This is a genomic window from Citrobacter sp. EC_71 (assembly GCF_019584005.1).
In the GTDB taxonomy this organism is placed as follows: Bacteria; Pseudomonadota; Gammaproteobacteria; order Enterobacterales; family Enterobacteriaceae; genus Citrobacter; species Citrobacter werkmanii.
Genome location: NZ_VDAY01000003.1, coordinates 173,799 through 190,550, shown reverse-complemented (window position 1 = coordinate 190,550; position 16,752 = coordinate 173,799). Strand labels below are relative to the sequence as shown.

Sequence of the window (16,752 nt, the reverse complement as noted above, 5' to 3'; positions counted from 1 at the left end):
GAAAACTGCCGGCCGAGCATCCTACATTCAATTGTTCACTTGCGCAAAGCCCCGATAACAAGAATGCAGCATTTTTGTGCAGCCGGAACTGGCGCGGTGTGGCCTCGATTCAGCCAATAAAAGAGAGGGGGCGTTTAACCAGCCAGAGGAGTGCGCTTATCAAGACATTCGCCCGGTAAGCGCCGTAACGTTATGCTGATGCGCCAAAGACCTGAACGGCCTGCTGTAAGCGTGATGAACGCTGGGTCAGATCGGCGGTAGCGTCAGTGACGCGTTCCACCATTTCGGCGTTATTATGTGTCATGGCCCCCACGCGTGAAATCGAATCGTTAATCAGATCCAGCGCCTGGGTTTGCTCTCGCGTGGCCAGACTAATATCTTTGATCATCATCGATATCTGCAAGACATCACCAATCATGCCGGTGAGATGCGTTTCCGTTTTCTCCACCATTTTGACGCCGCTGTTAACATTGGCGACGTTCTTCTCGATCAGTTGTTTAATCTCTTTTGCCGCGGACGCTGAGTGCTGCGCCAGATTGCGCACTTCTGCCGCCACAACGGCGAATCCACGCCCGGATTCCCCGGCTCGTGCGGCTTCAACCGCGGCATTGAGCGCCAAAATATTGGTCTGAAAGGCAATGCTGTCGATAACGCCAATGATGTCGACAATCTGCCCATTATCACGCGAGATTGCCTGCATCATGGCAATGGTTTGTTTCATGATATCGCCGCCTGCTGCCGCGTTGGCGCTGGTTTTATCGGCCATGGTCATAGTATGCGCTGCGGTATCAGCGGTTTGCTGTACCGCGCTGCCAATTTCTTCGAGGGCAGCAGCAGTTTGTTGCAGGTCAGCGGAGGTTTCTTCTGAACGTTTGTGCAACGCAGAACCTTCTTTTGACACCCGCTGGCTAATTGCGCGAATACCGGATAGTTGCGTACTGACGTCATCGACCAGCGAATTCAAATTAAGCCCGGACTGATTAACCAGACGCATCAACATTCCGATCTCATCGACCCTGTTTAAATGACAGCTATCAGGTTTACGACCCGACACCACTTTTTTCATTTGCGTCAGTAGCGTATTAACTGGCTGACAAATTTGATACTTAAGGTAAATAGCCAGTGCCAGAAAAAGCACCAACAGCCCACCTGCCTGAATAAAGAGGGGGACGGGGATAAAAATTAATAACAGCACCAGCAGGGCAGCTACCCCTAAACTATAATTAACTCGCTGACTAATACTCAGCCATTTAAACGCAGAAACCCATGCCAATATGCCACGACGAATGACAAGGCCTTTAAAAAGGCGAAAGTGTTTAAACTGCTGACTATTTATTTTTTGATATAAGTTTTCACTCTGTGTTATTTCATCGCGCGAAGGAACCGTCCGTACCGAGATGTAACCGGTGAGTTTTTCATGATGCCAGACCGGTGTCACGTTGGCTCGCACCCAGTAATGGTCACCATTCTGCCGCCGATTTTTCACCATTCCCGTCCAGCTATCTCCCTGCTGTAGCGTGTACCACATATCGGCGAACGCGGCGGGAGGCATGTCAGGATGCCGAATAATATTATGCGGTTCGCCCATTAACTGATGCTCGTTAAATCCGCTGGCGTCGATAAAAGCGGTGTTAGCGTAGGTAATATGACTTTCTTTATCTGTCGTCGAGAGCAACGTCGCTTTATCGTTAAGTGCATACTCAATTTGTGTAACGGGCATGTTACTTTTCATAGAGGCCCCATGATGGTATGTATAATTCATACAAAAATCCCCGCAATAAAAATCGGGGGATATTAAAAACTGTATTAAACCGTTTTAATAAGAAACGCTGTATTCTCTACTAATCATCATTGCTGTGGAAGTGCTTAAATTAAAAAATCCTATATGTACTATCCATTAAGCGTCATAAAAGTGAAACATTTAATACAACCGCATAACCTTGCAAGTCGTTTAACCTGACTTAACGTAAATCGCGCTAAAAAACGTTTTCGCAAAAAGAAAACAGGCATGAACTTATTTTGATGTTATTTCCGTGAGAGTCGTGCCCCTATTATATTTTGTAGGTCATAAATTTTGCATGTTTTCCATTGAGTGTTCTGACCAGTCAAGGAATCCACTGGTATTATCCCTGATGGCAACAAGGCTGGTTATCTACTTTTTAGCTGAGCAAATGTGAATTAAGTGTTTCATTATGGTTATTTGATAATTTAATAATAAAGACATGTTAACAAATATGGGCCTGTAACATGTCATATCGCCTGAGTATTCTGGATAAAAGCCCCGTTGGGGAAGGAGAAACTGCCATGATGGCGCTTGCCCGGACCTTGCGTCTGGCGCAACTGGCAGAAGAGTGGGGATACCATCGTTTCTGGATCGCGGAACACCATAATACACCCCAGCTGGCCAGCCCGTCGCCGGAGCTGGTGATCGCCTGGATCCTCGGGCAAACCCAGCGTATCCGCGTAGGTTCCGGCGGCGTGATGCTGCAGCATTACAGCCCGTACAAAGTGGCGGAAAACTTCAATCTTCTGGCATCACTGGCACCGGGGCGTGTTGATCTTGGTGTCGGAAAAGCGCCAGGCGGCTTACCCCTGTCGACTCAGGCGTTACAGTTGGGACTTCATGCGGATGAAAAAGGCAGTTTTGCTGACCAGCTTTCCCAGCTTAACGACTGGCTGGCGTTAAGCGGAACGGAAAGCGGGGAAGCGGTATTCCCGACGCCAATCCCACCGCAACCGCCGGAAGGATTTGTTCTGGGAGCCAGTGTGCAAAGCGCTCAGTTGGCAGCGCAATACAACTGGAATTTCATCTTCGCGGCACACCTCAACGGTGACAGAGCGTTATTGCGTGACGTTTTGTCCTTTTGGCAGACCCACAGTACACGCCCGACGATAGTCGCCGTCCAGGTGATTGTGGCTGACAGTAACGACACCGCCGCGCAGCTTGCCGAAAATGTGCAGATCTGGGGCGTGGAACTAGAAAATGGGCAACGCGTCACAGTTGCCAGCGAAGAGCAGGCGCTGGTATTCGCTGCGCAGGCTGGCAGTTCTCCCCGCAAAATCGCACGTCGTGAACAGGCCTTATTATACGGTACCGCCCACGACGTGCTGGCAAAACTGAACGGCCTGCACGCGCAATTTGGCATTAATGAGTTCATTATCGACACGCCAGTGGCAGAGGGGCACGCGCGTCTGACGTCGCTACGTTTGTTGGCACAAGCCCATAACTCCGTGGAGGTGGTCTGATGACGCTGGCGACAACGCTTATCAACTGGCGTCGTGAATTGCATCAACACCCCGAACTTTCTCTGCAGGAAGTGGCGACGACGGCGCGTATTCGCGACTGGTTGCACGGTGCTGATGTCCAGATTCTGCCATTCAACCTGAAAACCGGTCTGGTCGTGGAAATTGGTCAGGGAGAAGAGATCATCGCATTGCGGGCGGACATTGATGCCCTCCCGATAGAAGAAAGCGCCGATGTTCCGTTTCGCTCACTCACACCGGGGGTGATGCACGCCTGCGGGCACGATATTCACACCAGCGTCATGCTTGGCGCCGCACTGCTGCTTAAGCAGCAGGAAGCTGACTTACCGGGGCGAGTCCGTATTTTGTTTCAGCCCGCTGAAGAAAGTTTTGGTGGCGCAAAAACACTGATTCGCGCCGGTGCTCTGCAAAACGTCGCGGCTATTTTTGGCATGCACAATGAACCGGGGTTGCCGGTAGGAGAGTTCGCTACGCGCGGTGGTGCATTCTATGCCAATGTTGATCGCTTTGTGTTACGTATCAATGGCAAAGGCGCACATGCGGCGCGTCCGCATGAAGGCAAAGACGCCATCCTGCTCGCCAGCCAACTGGTAACAGTTTTGCAAAGCGTTGCCAGTCGCGATGTTAACACCCTGGATTCAGTGGTGCTCAGCGTGACCCGTATTCAGGGAGGAAACACGTGGAACGTGCTGCCAGAGTCCGTAGAGCTGGAAGGAACGCTCAGAACGCATCGCATTGAAGTGCAGCAGCAGGTCAAAGCTCGGGTTAATGATATCGCGGCCGGATTTGCCCACGCTTTTGGCGCACAAATTGATGTTATCTGGCACGCGGGACCGACTGCGCTGGTGAACGATGATCGTTGGGCTGATATCGCCACTGCCGTGGCGAAACAATCAGGCTACGCCACCCACCATGCCGACCTGCATATGGGCGGGGAGGATTTTGCCGTCTACCTGCAAAATACGCCTGGGGCGTTCGTCAGTATTGGCAGCGCCAGCGAATACGGATTACATCATCCGGGATTTAATCCGGATGAACGTTTAATAGAACCCGCCGCGCACTATTTTGCTCATTTAGCAAAAACGGCATTCGCACACATTTAATTTTATCTGTTGGGTAGGGGTTATTATGGCTGAAAATCGGCAACTACGGCTCGGCACTATTCTGCATGGCGCATCGGGAAATATGTCTGCATGGCGTCATCCGGCAGCGCAGGCCGATGCCAGTATTAATTTTGACTTTGTTAAAGAAACGGCGCGTATTGCGGAAAAAGGGAAGTTGGATTTTATTTTTGTCGCCGATGGTCTGTATATTAATGAAAAATCAATCCCGCATTTTTTAAATCGTTTTGAGCCGTTAACGGTATTATCCGCTTTGGCCAGCATCACCCGAAATCTGGGACTGGTTGGCACCGTCTCCACGTCATACAGCGAGCCCTTTACCACCGCCCGGCAGTTTGCCAGCCTCGACCATCTCAGCCAGGGTCGTGCCGGATGGAACGTGGTGACGTCGCCTCTGGAAGGCTCGGCAAAAAACTATTCCCGCGCCCAGCATCCAGAGCATGCCCAGCGTTATCGTATTGCCGATGAATATTTACAGGTGGTGAAAGGACTGTGGGATTCCTGGGAGGATGATGCTTTTACCCGTAATAAGGCAAGCGGGGAGTTTTTTAATCCGCAAAAACTGCACACGCTTAACCATCATGGGGATTATTTTCAGGTCGCCGGGCCGTTAAATATCGGGCGTACACCACAAGGCCGTCCAATTATATTTCAGGCAGGTGCTTCAACCGATGGCAAGAAATTAGCGGCGCAGCATGCTGATGCAATTTTCACTCATCAGGAGTCGCTGGCAGAGGCTAAAGCGTTCTATCAGGATGTAAAAAGCCAATTAGCAACCACCGGGCGCGGTCCCGATCAACTGCATATATTCCAGGGCGTCAGCGTTATTGTTGGCGACAGCGCAGAGGACGTGGAGCAGCAGTATCAGACGACCGCTGCGCTGGTTTCCATCACTGACGCACTGAACTACCTTGGCCGCTACTTCGAACATCATGATTTTGCCCAATATCCGCTGGACGCACCGTTCCCGGATCTGGGATCCCTCGGACAAAACAGCTTTCGCAGCACGACCGATGAGATCAAGCGCAATGCGCGCGAGCGTGGATTAACGCTACGTCAGGTTGCTCTGGAAGCAGCCAGCCCGCGTCCGCGTTTTAGCGGCACGCCTCAACAGGTGACCGACGGACTTCAGCAGTGGTTCGACGAGAAAGCCGCTGACGGTTTTATCATTCAGGGAGGAACGCCGGATACCTTCCCACGATTTGTTGAGCAGGTTATCCCCGTGCTTCAGGCTCGTGGTCTGTTCCGCCATGAATATCCCGGTACGACCCTGCGCGCAAGCCTGGGATTAGCAACACCTGCAAATCAATTCACACAATAAGAGAAAAACGCTATGCAGAAAAAATCAGTATTCCTCGCGCTGTCGCTGGCTTTCAGCGCGACCGTCTGGGCAAATGACGTGACCATTAACGGCACGGGCGTAAGCCTGGAAGCCAATAAAACGCCGATTAATACGGCAAAAAATCCGCAGGCGATTGCGCAATTACCCGCGAACCTGCACCTGGCCGTTCCGGGCAAATTTACTGTGGCGATTGCCGGGCTCAGTCAGCCGCCGCTGACCGTATTTGCCGATGACAATAAAACACTGATCGGCAGCGAGGCGGACATTGCCCGTCTGGTGGCAGACAGTTTGGGTCTGGAACTCAACGTTGTGCCTACATCATGGGAAGATTGGCCGCTGGGGGTCACCTCCGGCAAATACGATGCCGCGATCAGCAATATTACCGTCACAAAAGCGCGCAAAGAGAAATTCGATTTCGCGACCTATCGTAAGGACTCCCTGGGCTTTTATGTCAAAACCGGCAGCAAGCTGAAGAAAATCGAGCAGGCGGAAGATATCGCCGGTCTGCGCATTATCGTCGGTTCGGGGACGAACCAGGAAGCCATCCTGCTGGCCTGGAACGATGAAAACGTGAAGAAAGGATTACAGCCGTTTACGCCAGTGTATACCAAAGATGATGCCGCCCAGACTCTGGCCCTGCAGTCAGGTCGCGCTGATGCCTACTTCGGTCCTAACGTTATCGGTGCGTGGAAAGCCGCGCTCAACGGTAAAACGAAATTGGTGGGTAGCGTTGATGGCGGTTGGCCAAAAGCGGCACATATCGCCGTGACGCTGAAAAAAGACAGCGGTTTGGTTCTGCCTGTGCAAACCGCCCTCAACGGCGTGATTGGCAACGGCGACTACGACAAGGTACTGAACCGTTGGGGGGAAGGGGTGGAACGCATTCCGCAATCTGAAATCAACCCAGCCGGGTTAGGCGACTAAGGAGGTCATCGTGAGCGATCAATTTCGCGTGGTCTCACCTGAAGCCAGCGAGCTGCAACCCATTTTGAACGGTCTGTTTGGTGAATATGCCGCCCGCTATGGCGATTATTTTTCCCGCGACGCTGAAGTGGAACTGACCGAATGGTATCTGGCGCCGCAGGGACTGTTTGTGGTCCTGGAGCGTGGCGGCGAGATTATCGCCACCGGAGCCTACAAACCTTACGACAAAGACACCGCCGAGATTAAGCGTATCTGGACGAAAAGCACGCTACGTCAGCAGGGACTGGCGGCGCGCGTGGTGCAGGAACTGGAGCGTCGGGCGCTGCTCGCGGGCTACAGCCGGATATATCTGACCACAGGATTTCGCCAGCCGGAGGCCGTCCGGCTGTATTTAAGTCAGGGCTACGATCCGCAATTTGATACGGCGCGGGATCCGGAAGAGTACAGCCAGCCGCCGTTTGATGGACGACTGCGCTTTACCAAACTGTTGACCATCGCCGGTCAGGCCAGAATTGCCTGAGGAGATAAAATGAAAACGACTGATAGCATTAAAGTCGTACCGGCGCGCTATCCTATGCGCACCGTGGGAGCGGTTGTTGCCTTGTTTGTCCTGGCGGTGATTATCCAGTCCGTGGCATTTAACCCGCGCTGGGAATGGGCCGTATTTGCCCGCTGGTTCTTTGATCCGGTTATCTTGTCCGGTCTCGGGCAAACATTGTTGCTGACGCTTATCGGTACGCTGTTGAGTATTATCATCGGCGGTCTGCTGGCGCTGGCGCGACTTTCATCTTCCTGGTTGCTGAACGGTCTGGCATGGGGATACATCTGGCTGTTTCGTTCATTACCGTTGATTGTGGTGCTAATCGTTCTGTACAACTTCTCCTATCTGTACGACACGTTGACGATTGGTATTCCATTTACTCCGCTTCAGTGGGGCAGTTTTGAGACCATCAATGTACTCGGCCAGTTTTCCACTGCGGTAGTCGGCCTGACACTGGTGCAAAGCGCCTATACCGCTGAAATTATTCGTGGTGGATTTTTGGGCGTTGATCACGGTCAGTACGAGGCCGCTGCGGCGCTGGGCTTACCGGCATGGCGACGTACGCTGCGAATTATCCTGCCGCAGGCGCTGCGCACCATTTTACCTGCCGGGTTCAATGAAATCATCAGTCTTGCGAAAGGGACGGCGATGGTATACGTGCTGGCCATGCCGGAGTTGTTCTACACCATCCAGATGATCTACAACCGCACGCAGGAGGTGATCCCGCTGCTGATGGTCGGCGCGGTGTGGTATCTGGTGATCACCACCGTCCTGTCGCTAATTCAGCACCTGGTCGAACGCGCGCTGGCACGTAGCGAACGACGTTCAGCGATCAATACCGCCCGGGTGAGTCGTGCAGAAAAACGCAGTCGTCAACGTCCACAGCAGGAGGCCGCCCATGTCCCACTCGCCTGAAGGCCATATTTCTATTACCGGCGTCAGCAAATACTTCGGCCGCCATAAAGCGTTGGATAACGTATCGCTGGAGATCCCGCCCGGTACGGTAACCGTTATTCTTGGCCCATCCGGTTCCGGGAAATCCACGCTTTTGCGGACAATCAACCATCTGGAGCGTGTGGATGAAGGGTTTATTCAAATTGATGGCGATTACATTGGTTATCGTCGGCAGGGAGATAAGCTGTATGAGCTGAAAGAGGCGGAAATTTTGCGCCAGCGCGTCAACGTCGGCTATGTGTTTCAGAACTTTAATCTATTCCCACACCTAACAGTGCTGGAGAATTTGATTGAAGCGCCCATTGCACACGGACTGGCATCGCGTAAAGCCGCCACCGAGCGGGCATTAACCCTGCTTGATGCGGTAGGGCTGCGTAATAAAGCCGATGCCTGGTCGCGTCACTTATCCGGCGGACAACAACAACGTATCGCCATTGCCCGTGCACTGGCATTAAATCCGCGCGTCATGCTGTTTGATGAACCCACGTCAGCGCTTGACCCCGAACTGGTGGGCGAAGTGCTGGATGTGATTAAAACTCTGGCGCAGTCGGGAACCACGCTGGTTGTGGTAACGCACGAGATTGGCTTCGCCCGGGAAGTGGCGGACCAGGTGGTGTTTATGGTCGATGGCAAAATTGTCGAGCAGGGCAGCAGCGAACAGGTGCTGAATCATCCACGCCACACGCGCACTCAGCAGTTTTTGTCGAAAGTGCTTTGATACACATTGCGGCACAAGGCTGTGCCGCACAGGGGTTATACAGTGACGACGATTTTGCCTACCTGACCGTTGGCTTCCATGTATTGATGTGCCTTGACGATATCATCAAAGGCAAAGGTTTTATCAATCAGTGGCTTGAGCTGCCCGGACTGCAATCCTTCAAAGATAAACCGTTTCGCTCGCGAAAGTTTTTCTGCGTCCGAGGTGATTTCAAAAATTTCATAACCACGGAAAGTCAAATGGCGACCGAGGATCTCAATGACCGGTATAGAAAGGTCGCGTGCATCAAGCGAGCCATATTGGAAAAAGATCCCACCGGCTGGCATTGCCTGGGCAATTTTTGCCACTCCCGGGCCACCGACCGGGTCGAAGACCACTCGGGTTCCTTTGCTATCAGTAATCCGTTGAATCTCAGCCACCAGATCCTGCTCCTGGCTTGCAATAACCTCTGCCGCGCCCAGTTGCAGTAGCTGAGCTCGTTTCTCACTGGTCCGCGTCATCGCAATAGGCTTTGCGCCGAGCATATTAGCAATCTGAATTGCCGCCAGTCCGACGCTACTGGAAGCAGCATTGATCAGCACATTATCTCCAGGTTTAATATCCGCATATTCAACCAGCGCACCAAATGCGGTCACATACATCATCCAACTGGCGGCAGCTTCGGCAAAGCTGAGGTTTTGCGGATGTTTTACGACCGCGTGTGCCGGGGCATTAACGACTTCTCCATACATACCATATTGATGAAAGCTGAAAGCCGGGATGACGCTAACATCATCGCCAGGTGCAAACTCACGTACGTTGTCTCCTACGGATTCAACGACTCCGGCAGCTTCATAACCCAACCGTGCCGGGAAATTAGGTTGGTAAATATACTGGCCTGTGCGGTACATAATCTCCGCACGGTTGATACCAATAGCCCGTACGCGGATCTGAACCTCATTCGCACCAGGCGCGGGAACCTGCATGTCCTGAATCTTCAAGACGTCAGCGCCACCAATTTGATTAAAAACTACGACCTTAGACATAGCAGACCTCAGTAAATTGTTCTGTATTGGGTCCGCACAATTTAACGATTCAGATGAGAGTGAAAAACCGCAGTTGCGGAACTTCACTATTACTGATTTTGTAATAATCCCTGAAGCCGCAGTTTTTGTTGGCTAAAAAGTTCGCACAGCCAGTCAATGAATACCCGTACCCGAGGGGCGAGATGACGTCTGTCCGGGTAAAGCACTGAAACCGGTTTTGATTCCCCGGTGTAATCGGCCAGTACCTCAACGAGCTGACCCGACTGGAGGTAGGGGGCCAGCACGGCATGCACACCGCGGATGATGCCGAGCCCCGATAAACAGCCGGTCAGCAATATATCGGAGTTATCAACGCTAATCCGTCCGGTGGGCGTGAATGATAAAATTTCACCTCCGCTGATGAAGGTCCACTCCAGCGCTTCGCGGTGACGCTCGCTGAAAAAGTTAAGCGCCTGGTGTCGGGATAAATCCTCTGGCGTCTGCGGTACGCCATGTTGTTGCAGATAATCCGGTGACGCACAGGTCACCATCTTTACTTCACCAAGCTGCCTGGATATCAGGGAAGAGTCTTGTAACTCGCCGATACGGATCATGCAGTCGATGCCTTCGGCAAGCATATCGATTCTACGGTCGGTGGAGGTGAGCACCATCTCGATATCAGGATACCGCGACTGGAAATCTTTCAGCGCAGGAACTAACACGGAGTGCGCCAGCGACAGAGGTGCATTAACCCTGAGTTTTCCGCGTGGCGGGCGAGTTGGCGAGAAAGAGGCCATGATGTCATCAACGTCACTGAGCAGTATTTTTGTACGTTGATAAAAAGCGTCACCTTCATCGGTCAGCGACACTTTACGGGTTGTGCGGTTAAGCAACTTGGCCCCCAGCTCGTCTTCAAGGTGCTGGATGGCTTTGGTCACTGCGGGGCGATGCAGGTGTAACACGTCTGCAGCTCTGGCAAATCCCCCTTGCTCAACAACCTGTATAAAAATGGTCATGTATTCAAACATACTCGAACGCATCGCTTATTATCTCCCGGTATCCGATCATTGTTATTATGAGAGTAATAATCATGTCTGCATAGGTTGTTGAATGCTGCTCTACACTTAGGGTTTTAACGTTGAGGGTTGCAGCATGATTAAGGTCTATGGGGTGCCGGGCTGGGGATCGGCCATCAGTGAAGTGATGCTCACACTGGCGGAGATCCCTTACAGTTTTATTAATGTCGACGGCTTTGATAGCGATGGTCCTTCGCGGGAACTGCTTAAGACAATGAATCCGCTATGCCAGGTGCCCACACTGGTACTGGAAAATGGCGAAGTCATGACGGAAACAGCGGCGATCGCCCTGATGATCCTCGATCGTTGTCCCGAGCTTTCGCCCTTTGTTGGGCGCAGCGAGCGTCAGCAGTTCCAGCGTCTGTTGATATGGCTGGTGGCAAATGTCTATCCCACGTTTACTTATGCCGATTATCCTGAACGCTGGGTGCCGGATGCTCCGGCGCAGTTGAAAAAAAATTGTATTGAGTACCGAAAATCTCTCTATATGTGGTTGAATAACCAGCTAAGCGCCGAGCCGTACGCGTTCGGAGAGCAGTTAACCTTGCTGGACGTTTATATTTGCGTGATGCGCAGCTGGGGGCCGGGACATGACTGGTTCCAGGACAATACGCCGAATATTAGCGCCATCGCCGATGCGGTTTGTCAGCATCCGAGGCTACGTACTGTGCTGAAAAACAATAAGATTATTTGAGAAAACACGCTTTCTGACCAAAACAATAAGGAACCTGCTATGCCGCACGTTGATATTAAATGTTTTCCCCGCGATCTGAGCGACAAGCAAAAATCCGCGCTGGCGGCGGATATTACCGAAGTCATTATTCGTCATTTGCAAAGCAAAGACAGCTCGATAAGCGTGGCGCTGACTGAAGTTGAGCCAGAGGCGTGGCAGGGCGTGTGGGATGCGGAGATTAAGCCGCAGATGGCAACGTTAATTAAAAAACCTGGCTACAGCATGTAAGATAAAACGGGCGAATTTTCCGCCCGTTTTCAACAGGTTTACGGTGTAACGATGTTAAACCAGAATTCGAACTTATCCATATAGCCGAGCATAGCGTCAAGTTTAGCGCCGTCGCCGGTTATCTTCACGTCACCGCTGTCTTGAGCCTGTTTCAGCGTCACTTCCTTAAGAATGATTTTATTGAGCGTGTCGCGATTCAGCGTGATCGTGGCGTCAGCCTCTTTTGCCTCGGCATTGGCGGTATGGTTTAGCACGCCATTTTCCAGCTCAAGCTTGTATTTACCGCCGTCGCTGCCAAGGTCGATGTTAAACACCGATTTGGCATCACCCGCTTTCTGCCCGTTAATATGTACCGCCAGATAGTCGAAGAACATTTCCGGCGTCATGGCGCGTACGGTATCCGGGCTGGCGGTGTTCGGGGTTGGGCCTTTAACCACACCATTACGCAGCTCTTGCGCACCGGTCAGGTAGAAGTTGCGCCACGGGCCGGATTCAGCCTGGTATCCTAGCTGTTCCAGCGCATCAGCTTCCAGATTGCGCGCGGCCTGGTTATTGGGATCGGCAAACACCACTTTGCTCACCACCTGAGCCACCCAGCGATAGTTACCCTGGTCATAGTCGGCTTTTGCTTTCTGCAGAATGGCATCCGCTCCACCCATATAATCGACGAATTTCTTCGCGGCTTCTTCCGGTGGCAGTTCATCCAGTGTTGCCGGGTTGCCATCAAACCAGCCGAGATAGAGCACATAGGTCGCTTTCACATCATGACTGACGGAACCATAGTAGCCGCGGTTAGCCCAGGTATGCGCCAGCGAGCCCGGCAGTTTAAAGTTCGCGGCGATTTCATCGCGGGTCAGACCTTCGTTAGCCATACGCAGCGTCTGGTCGTTAATGTAACGATACAGATCCCGCTGACTTTTCAGCAGGTTCACGACTTTGTCATTACCCCAGGTTGGCCAGTGGTGCTGCGCCATCAGGATTTCTGCTTTATCTCCCCAGCGTACAATCGCTTCGTTGATGTATTTGGACCAGGGCAACGGCTCACGAATTTTGGCCCCGCGCAGGGAGTAGGTGTTGTGCAGGGTGTGAGTGACGTCTTCAGCAGACTCAATCAGTTTCTTCTCTTCGATGTACCACAGCATTTCCGAAGGCGCTTCGGAGCCTGGGGCCAACATGAAGTCATAGGTCAGGCCATCAATGACCTCTTTTTGCCCGTCTTTTTCAATTATATTGGTTGGCGCAATCAGGGTGACGGTTCCCGCGGAGGTTGTGGTTCCCAGTCCGGCACCAACCTGACCTTTGGCATCAGGTTTTAGTAGATTGCCGTACATATAGCTCGCGCGACGGCTCATAACGTTGCCGGCCATGATATTCTCAGCCACCGCCGCCTCCATAAAGCCAGCAGGTGCATAAATCTTCACTTTGCCCGCTTTAACATCGGCTTCGTCAACAACGCCGCGCACGCCGCCGTAATGGTCAACGTGGCTGTGTGTATAAATCACCGCGACAACGGGTTTTTGACCGCGGTTTTTAAAGTAAAGATCCATCCCGACTTTGGCCGTTTCTGCTGATACCAGCGGGTCAACAACGGTGACGCCTTCTTTACCTTCAATGATCGTCATGTTGGACAGATCGAGGTTACGGATCTGGTAAACGCCTTCCGTCACTTCAAACAGTCCGCTGATGTTGATCAACTGGGACTGACGCCACAGACTCGGATTTACCGTATCCGGGGCTTTATCACCTTCTTTAATGAACGCATATTGTTGCGGATTCCAGATGACATTTCCTTGCTCACCTTTGATCACATCCTGAGGAATAGGGGCGATGAAGCCTTTATGAGCATCGGTAAAGTCGGTGTTATCGGAGAAGGGCAGTTGGTTGTAGAGCGCATTGTTCGCTTGTTGCGTGGAAGCGGTCGCGTCTTTTGGCGCTTCAGCGGCAATCAGGGGAGCAGAGGCAGAGGTGAGTAACCCGGCAAGGATAAAACTTTGTGCGATTCTATTCAGTTGCATCGTAAAACCTCTCTGACACTTTATAAGTACAGTTGGGGGATGCTGCTTTGACTGATTGGGGTTGGAAGAGATATTTGAGTTAGAGCAAGATTAACTATATATAATTCACGCAAATGATTCAGCAAGGAAGGACAGCGATTCATCCGACTGGTTTTTCAGAAGTTTTAAGAACACGGTGAAGGATGGAAAGCATGAGTTGCCATCCGTTAGCAGACAATTATTCACATGCGGTAATGCGTCTTCCGCTGGAGACAAACGTTCCGCCCCCAAGATGATGAAATGTAGTGAGCTGGTCATCATCAAACTGCCAGCGTCCCTCCACGAAGGCTCGCTCATCAGCGGCAGCGGAGACCACTTCCCCAAACAGGGTGTCATATTTGTCCTGAGCCGCTGTGGCAGGAAGCAGGCGGCATTCCATCCAGGCCAGGCATTTTGCTTCTATGAGCGGTAAACCCAGCACCGGTCCTTGCACCACAGGAATGCCGTAGCAGTTGAATTTATCTTCCACACGGCCGGAAACGTTGCCAACGGCCCAGGTCCAGTTGGCGGCGGCAACTCCCGGAATAACAATGCCAAACATGCCGCTGCGTTCAATTAGCTCACGTGACCAGGCTGTCTTGTCGACAACAATCGCGATACGCGGTGGTTCAAACTCAACGGGCATCGACCACGCTGCAGCCATCACGTTCCGCCGCTCTGTATGATCGTCCCGACTGGTTATTAAAATGGTCGGGCCGTGATTTAGCAGTCGGCTGGCATGTTTTAATTCGAGAGGACGAAAATGGCTCATGGATGCTCCTTGGCTGAGAGATAACACACCACAATTAACTTAGATATTAACGGTATTAGCGATTTTGTCGCCTCGTGAGGAAGAACAACGCACAAAATCGACGGCGTAAAATTAAAAATGCGTTATAAGTACAACATTACACAAACAGGAAGCTGGTATGACGCCTTTTTTAAACGCTTATTTTGCCCGTATTGGCTGGTCAGGTTCGGCCAACGCCAACATTGAAACCCTGCGAGCGCTGCATTTACTGCACAACAGCGCCATTCCTTTTGAAAATCTCGATGTGCTGCTGCCACGCGAAATGCAACTCGACGACGCATCGCTGGAAGAGAAGCTGGTGACGGCGCGTCGCGGCGGTTATTGTTTTGAGCAAAATGGGTTATTTGAGCGGGCGCTCCGCGAAATCGGTTTTACCGTCCGCAGTTTACTTGGACGTGTGGTGCTGGCAAATCCGTCAAGCCTACCGCCACGCACGCATCGTCTGCTGCTGGTTGAGCTACAGGGAGAACAGTGGATCGCTGACGTCGGATTTGGTGGGCAAACGCTGACCGCACCGATTCGTCTGCAGGCAGATGTTGCACAGCACACACCACACGGGGAGTATCGTCTGATTCAGGACGGTGAAGACTGGATTTTGCAGTTCCGTCATCACGAACACTGGCAATCAATGTACCGTTTTGATCTGGTTATGCAGCATCAGAGCGATTATCTGATGGGCAACTTCTGGTCGGCACATTGGCCGCAGTCGCATTTTCGTCATCATCTGCTGATGTGTCGTCATCTGCCAGACGGCGGTAAATTTACGTTAACCAATTTTCATTTTACCCATTATCAGGATGGCCATGCGGTAGAGCAGATTAATCTGCCCGACGTCGCCAGCCTGTACGCCTTATTGCAGGCGCGGTTTGGATTGGGCGTGGATGATGTGAAGCATGGATTTACTGAAGCAGAATTGGCGACGGTAATGGCGGCGTTTGATACGCACCCGGAAGCAGGGAAATAACGCCATCGGGAATAGTGCCGGATGCGGCGTAATCGTCTTATCCGGCCCACAGGAATAGATTAAAAATCTATTGCCCACTCTGCATGGAACAGGATCACCGCCGAACCAGTAATGGTGACTTTTTCCGGCTGGTTATCACGAATAGCGACCGTCACATCAACTATACCGTCACGACCCAGCGCACGGCCCTGATGCCCCTGAACACGTAACGTTTTGCCATCATGCGCCATCAGCCGGTGGTGAACCAGCCACGCGCCCATCGGCCCGTTGGCATTGCCCGTGACTGGATCTTCCACAATACCAATTGCGGGAGAAAACATGCGTCCATCGGTGGCGTTTTCGCCATTGCGGATTTGAAAAGGGAAGAAACCGTTACAGCCAATTTGTTGGCTGATTGTCGCCAGCGCCTGTAAATCTGGGGAAAGGGCGTCCAGGTCTACCTCAGGCTTTAGCGGAATCATCACTTTCGAATGGCCGGTGGTGGCAACCTGGATCGGTAGTCCTGGCAGCATATCGTCTTCGCTCAGATGCAGCGCGCGGATAATTGCAGTACGAACAGCGCCTTGCAGCGGAGGCTCAAATCCAGGTATTCCTTGCTCAAGGCTAATACGATAGTCATCCCCGATGGCTTCGATATTCACCCGATGACGTCCGGCCAGCGAGGTTTGCCAGACGGTAGTGTTGCCCAGCCCCAGCACATTGGCCCGCACATAGTGTGCCGCGACGGTAGCATGTCCACAGATGGGGACTTCAACCGTCGGCGTGAAATAGCGGATGTGTACATCGCTATCGTTGCTGGTCAGCAGGAATGCGGTTTCCGAATGACGCAGCTCGCGGGCAATCAGCTGCATCTGCGCTTCGCTCAGTCCGTCAGCATGCAGCACCACTCCCGCTGAATTGCCGCGAAAGGGGACCGAGGTAAAGGCATCGACGTGGTAAACCTGTGGTTTCATTAGCGTTCTCCCTGGGATGGAGAAGCATCATAGCGTGCAAAATGCCGGATGGCGACGCCCTGCGTCTTATCCGGTCTACTGACCGG

14 protein-coding genes and 1 pseudogene are annotated in these 16,752 nt (G+C 52.2%); 9 read left to right on the top strand and 6 right to left on the bottom strand.

Features of this window, described 5'->3' with window-relative positions:
* Nucleotides 1-190 precede the first annotated feature (190 nt).
* Nucleotides 191-1,732, bottom strand: a complete 1,542-nt coding sequence (locus FHD02_RS04415; RefSeq protein WP_220393614.1) for a PAS domain-containing methyl-accepting chemotaxis protein — start codon at nt 1,730-1,732, stop codon at nt 191-193.
* A gap of 515 nt (nt 1,733-2,247) precedes the next feature.
* Between FHD02_RS04415 and FHD02_RS04410 the strand changes: the two genes are divergently transcribed.
* From FHD02_RS04410 to FHD02_RS04385, 6 genes and pseudogenes are all read left to right on the top strand, one after another.
* Entirely contained in the window at nt 2,248-3,246 is a 999-nt protein-coding gene (locus tag FHD02_RS04410; protein ID WP_220393613.1) for an MsnO8 family LLM class oxidoreductase, read from the top strand.
* Nucleotides 3,246-4,367, top strand: coding sequence for an amidohydrolase (locus FHD02_RS04405; RefSeq protein WP_220393612.1), 1,122 nt, complete (start codon nt 3,246-3,248; stop codon nt 4,365-4,367). The genes FHD02_RS04410 and FHD02_RS04405 overlap by 1 nt, the downstream gene beginning before the upstream one ends.
* A 25-nt stretch (nt 4,368-4,392) precedes the next feature.
* Nucleotides 4,393-6,651, top strand: a pseudogene (locus FHD02_RS04400) (NtaA/DmoA family FMN-dependent monooxygenase).
* Nucleotides 6,652-6,661: 10 nt separating this feature from the next.
* On the top strand, nt 6,662-7,171 hold the full coding sequence (locus tag FHD02_RS04395; RefSeq protein ID WP_042308308.1) for a GNAT family N-acetyltransferase: 510 nt from the start codon (nt 6,662-6,664) through the stop codon (nt 7,169-7,171).
* A 9-nt stretch (nt 7,172-7,180) separates the two neighbouring features.
* Nucleotides 7,181-8,107 (top strand): amino acid ABC transporter permease, encoded by a 927-nt coding sequence (locus FHD02_RS04390; protein WP_137371552.1) that lies wholly within the window; start codon nt 7,181-7,183, stop codon nt 8,105-8,107.
* Nucleotides 8,091-8,864 carry an amino acid ABC transporter ATP-binding protein gene (locus FHD02_RS04385; RefSeq protein ID WP_042308310.1) on the top strand — a complete coding sequence of 258 codons (774 nt, stop codon included), beginning with the start codon at nt 8,091-8,093 and terminating at the stop codon, nt 8,862-8,864. Before FHD02_RS04390 ends, FHD02_RS04385 begins: the two co-directional genes overlap by 17 nt.
* Before the next feature lie 35 nt (nt 8,865-8,899).
* On the opposite strand, the gene FHD02_RS04380 is transcribed toward FHD02_RS04385, so the two are convergent.
* Both FHD02_RS04380 and FHD02_RS04375 read right to left on the bottom strand, forming a co-directional pair.
* Nucleotides 8,900-9,889, bottom strand: coding sequence for a zinc-dependent alcohol dehydrogenase family protein (locus tag FHD02_RS04380; RefSeq protein ID WP_137371551.1), 990 nt, complete (start codon nt 9,887-9,889; stop codon nt 8,900-8,902).
* Between the two features lie 89 nt (nt 9,890-9,978).
* Nucleotides 9,979-10,908, bottom strand: a complete 930-nt coding sequence (locus tag FHD02_RS04375; RefSeq protein ID WP_137371550.1) for a LysR family transcriptional regulator — start codon at nt 10,906-10,908, stop codon at nt 9,979-9,981.
* 112 nt (nt 10,909-11,020) lie between these two features.
* On the opposite strand from FHD02_RS04375, the gene FHD02_RS04370 reads away from it, so the two are divergent.
* Nucleotides 11,021-11,638: a glutathione S-transferase family protein gene (locus tag FHD02_RS04370; protein WP_137371549.1), complete on the top strand. Its 618-nt coding sequence runs from the start codon at nt 11,021-11,023 to the stop codon at nt 11,636-11,638.
* A gap of 39 nt (nt 11,639-11,677) precedes the next feature.
* A complete protein-coding gene (pptA, locus tag FHD02_RS04365) occupies nt 11,678-11,905 on the top strand; it encodes a tautomerase PptA (RefSeq protein WP_137371548.1) in 228 nt (75 codons plus the stop codon).
* A 38-nt stretch (nt 11,906-11,943) separates the two neighbouring features.
* On the opposite strand, the gene FHD02_RS04360 is transcribed toward pptA, so the two are convergent.
* Together FHD02_RS04360 and FHD02_RS04355 are read right to left on the bottom strand one after the other, a co-directional pair.
* Complete coding sequence (locus FHD02_RS04360; RefSeq protein ID WP_137371547.1) at nt 11,944-13,920, bottom strand: alkyl/aryl-sulfatase; 1,977 nt, start codon at nt 13,918-13,920, stop codon at nt 11,944-11,946.
* A 217-nt stretch (nt 13,921-14,137) separates the two neighbouring features.
* Nucleotides 14,138-14,710: a flavin reductase family protein gene (locus tag FHD02_RS04355; RefSeq protein ID WP_137371546.1), complete on the bottom strand. Its 573-nt coding sequence runs from the start codon at nt 14,708-14,710 to the stop codon at nt 14,138-14,140.
* 157 nt (nt 14,711-14,867) lie between these two features.
* On the opposite strand from FHD02_RS04355, the gene nhoA reads away from it, so the two are divergent.
* The gene (gene nhoA, locus FHD02_RS04350; RefSeq protein WP_061381316.1) at nt 14,868-15,713 is read left to right on the top strand and encodes an N-hydroxyarylamine O-acetyltransferase; all 846 of its coding nucleotides are present in this window, start codon (nt 14,868-14,870) and stop codon (nt 15,711-15,713) included.
* Nucleotides 15,714-15,772: 59 nt separating this feature from the next.
* On the opposite strand, the gene FHD02_RS04345 is transcribed toward nhoA, so the two are convergent.
* Entirely contained in the window at nt 15,773-16,666 is an 894-nt protein-coding gene (locus tag FHD02_RS04345) for a PhzF family isomerase (RefSeq protein ID WP_137371545.1), read from the bottom strand.
* Nucleotides 16,667-16,752 lie beyond the last annotated feature (86 nt).

What these genes read in the sequence shown, in the direction of transcription:
- FHD02_RS04375 (WP_137371550.1), bottom strand. Translation starts at nt 10,908, where the DNA reads ATGCGTTCGAGTATGTTTGAATACATGACCATTTTTATACAGGTTGTT.
- FHD02_RS04360 (WP_137371547.1), bottom strand. Translation starts at nt 13,920, where the DNA reads ATGCAACTGAATAGAATCGCACAAAGTTTTATCCTTGCCGGGTTACTC.
- FHD02_RS04345 (WP_137371545.1), bottom strand. Translation starts at nt 16,666, where the DNA reads ATGAAACCACAGGTTTACCACGTCGATGCCTTTACCTCGGTCCCCTTT.
- FHD02_RS04410 (WP_220393613.1), top strand. Translation starts at nt 2,248, where the DNA reads ATGTCATATCGCCTGAGTATTCTGGATAAAAGCCCCGTTGGGGAAGGA.
- FHD02_RS04370 (WP_137371549.1), top strand. Translation starts at nt 11,021, where the DNA reads ATGATTAAGGTCTATGGGGTGCCGGGCTGGGGATCGGCCATCAGTGAA.
- FHD02_RS04380 (WP_137371551.1), bottom strand. Translation starts at nt 9,889, where the DNA reads ATGTCTAAGGTCGTAGTTTTTAATCAAATTGGTGGCGCTGACGTCTTG.
- FHD02_RS04415 (WP_220393614.1), bottom strand. Translation starts at nt 1,732, where the DNA reads ATGAAAAGTAACATGCCCGTTACACAAATTGAGTATGCACTTAACGAT.
- FHD02_RS04385 (WP_042308310.1), top strand. Translation starts at nt 8,091, where the DNA reads ATGTCCCACTCGCCTGAAGGCCATATTTCTATTACCGGCGTCAGCAAA.
- FHD02_RS04390 (WP_137371552.1), top strand. Translation starts at nt 7,181, where the DNA reads ATGAAAACGACTGATAGCATTAAAGTCGTACCGGCGCGCTATCCTATG.
- FHD02_RS04405 (WP_220393612.1), top strand. Translation starts at nt 3,246, where the DNA reads ATGACGCTGGCGACAACGCTTATCAACTGGCGTCGTGAATTGCATCAA.
- FHD02_RS04355 (WP_137371546.1), bottom strand. Translation starts at nt 14,710, where the DNA reads ATGAGCCATTTTCGTCCTCTCGAATTAAAACATGCCAGCCGACTGCTA.
- nhoA (WP_061381316.1), top strand. Translation starts at nt 14,868, where the DNA reads ATGACGCCTTTTTTAAACGCTTATTTTGCCCGTATTGGCTGGTCAGGT.
- pptA (WP_137371548.1), top strand. Translation starts at nt 11,678, where the DNA reads ATGCCGCACGTTGATATTAAATGTTTTCCCCGCGATCTGAGCGACAAG.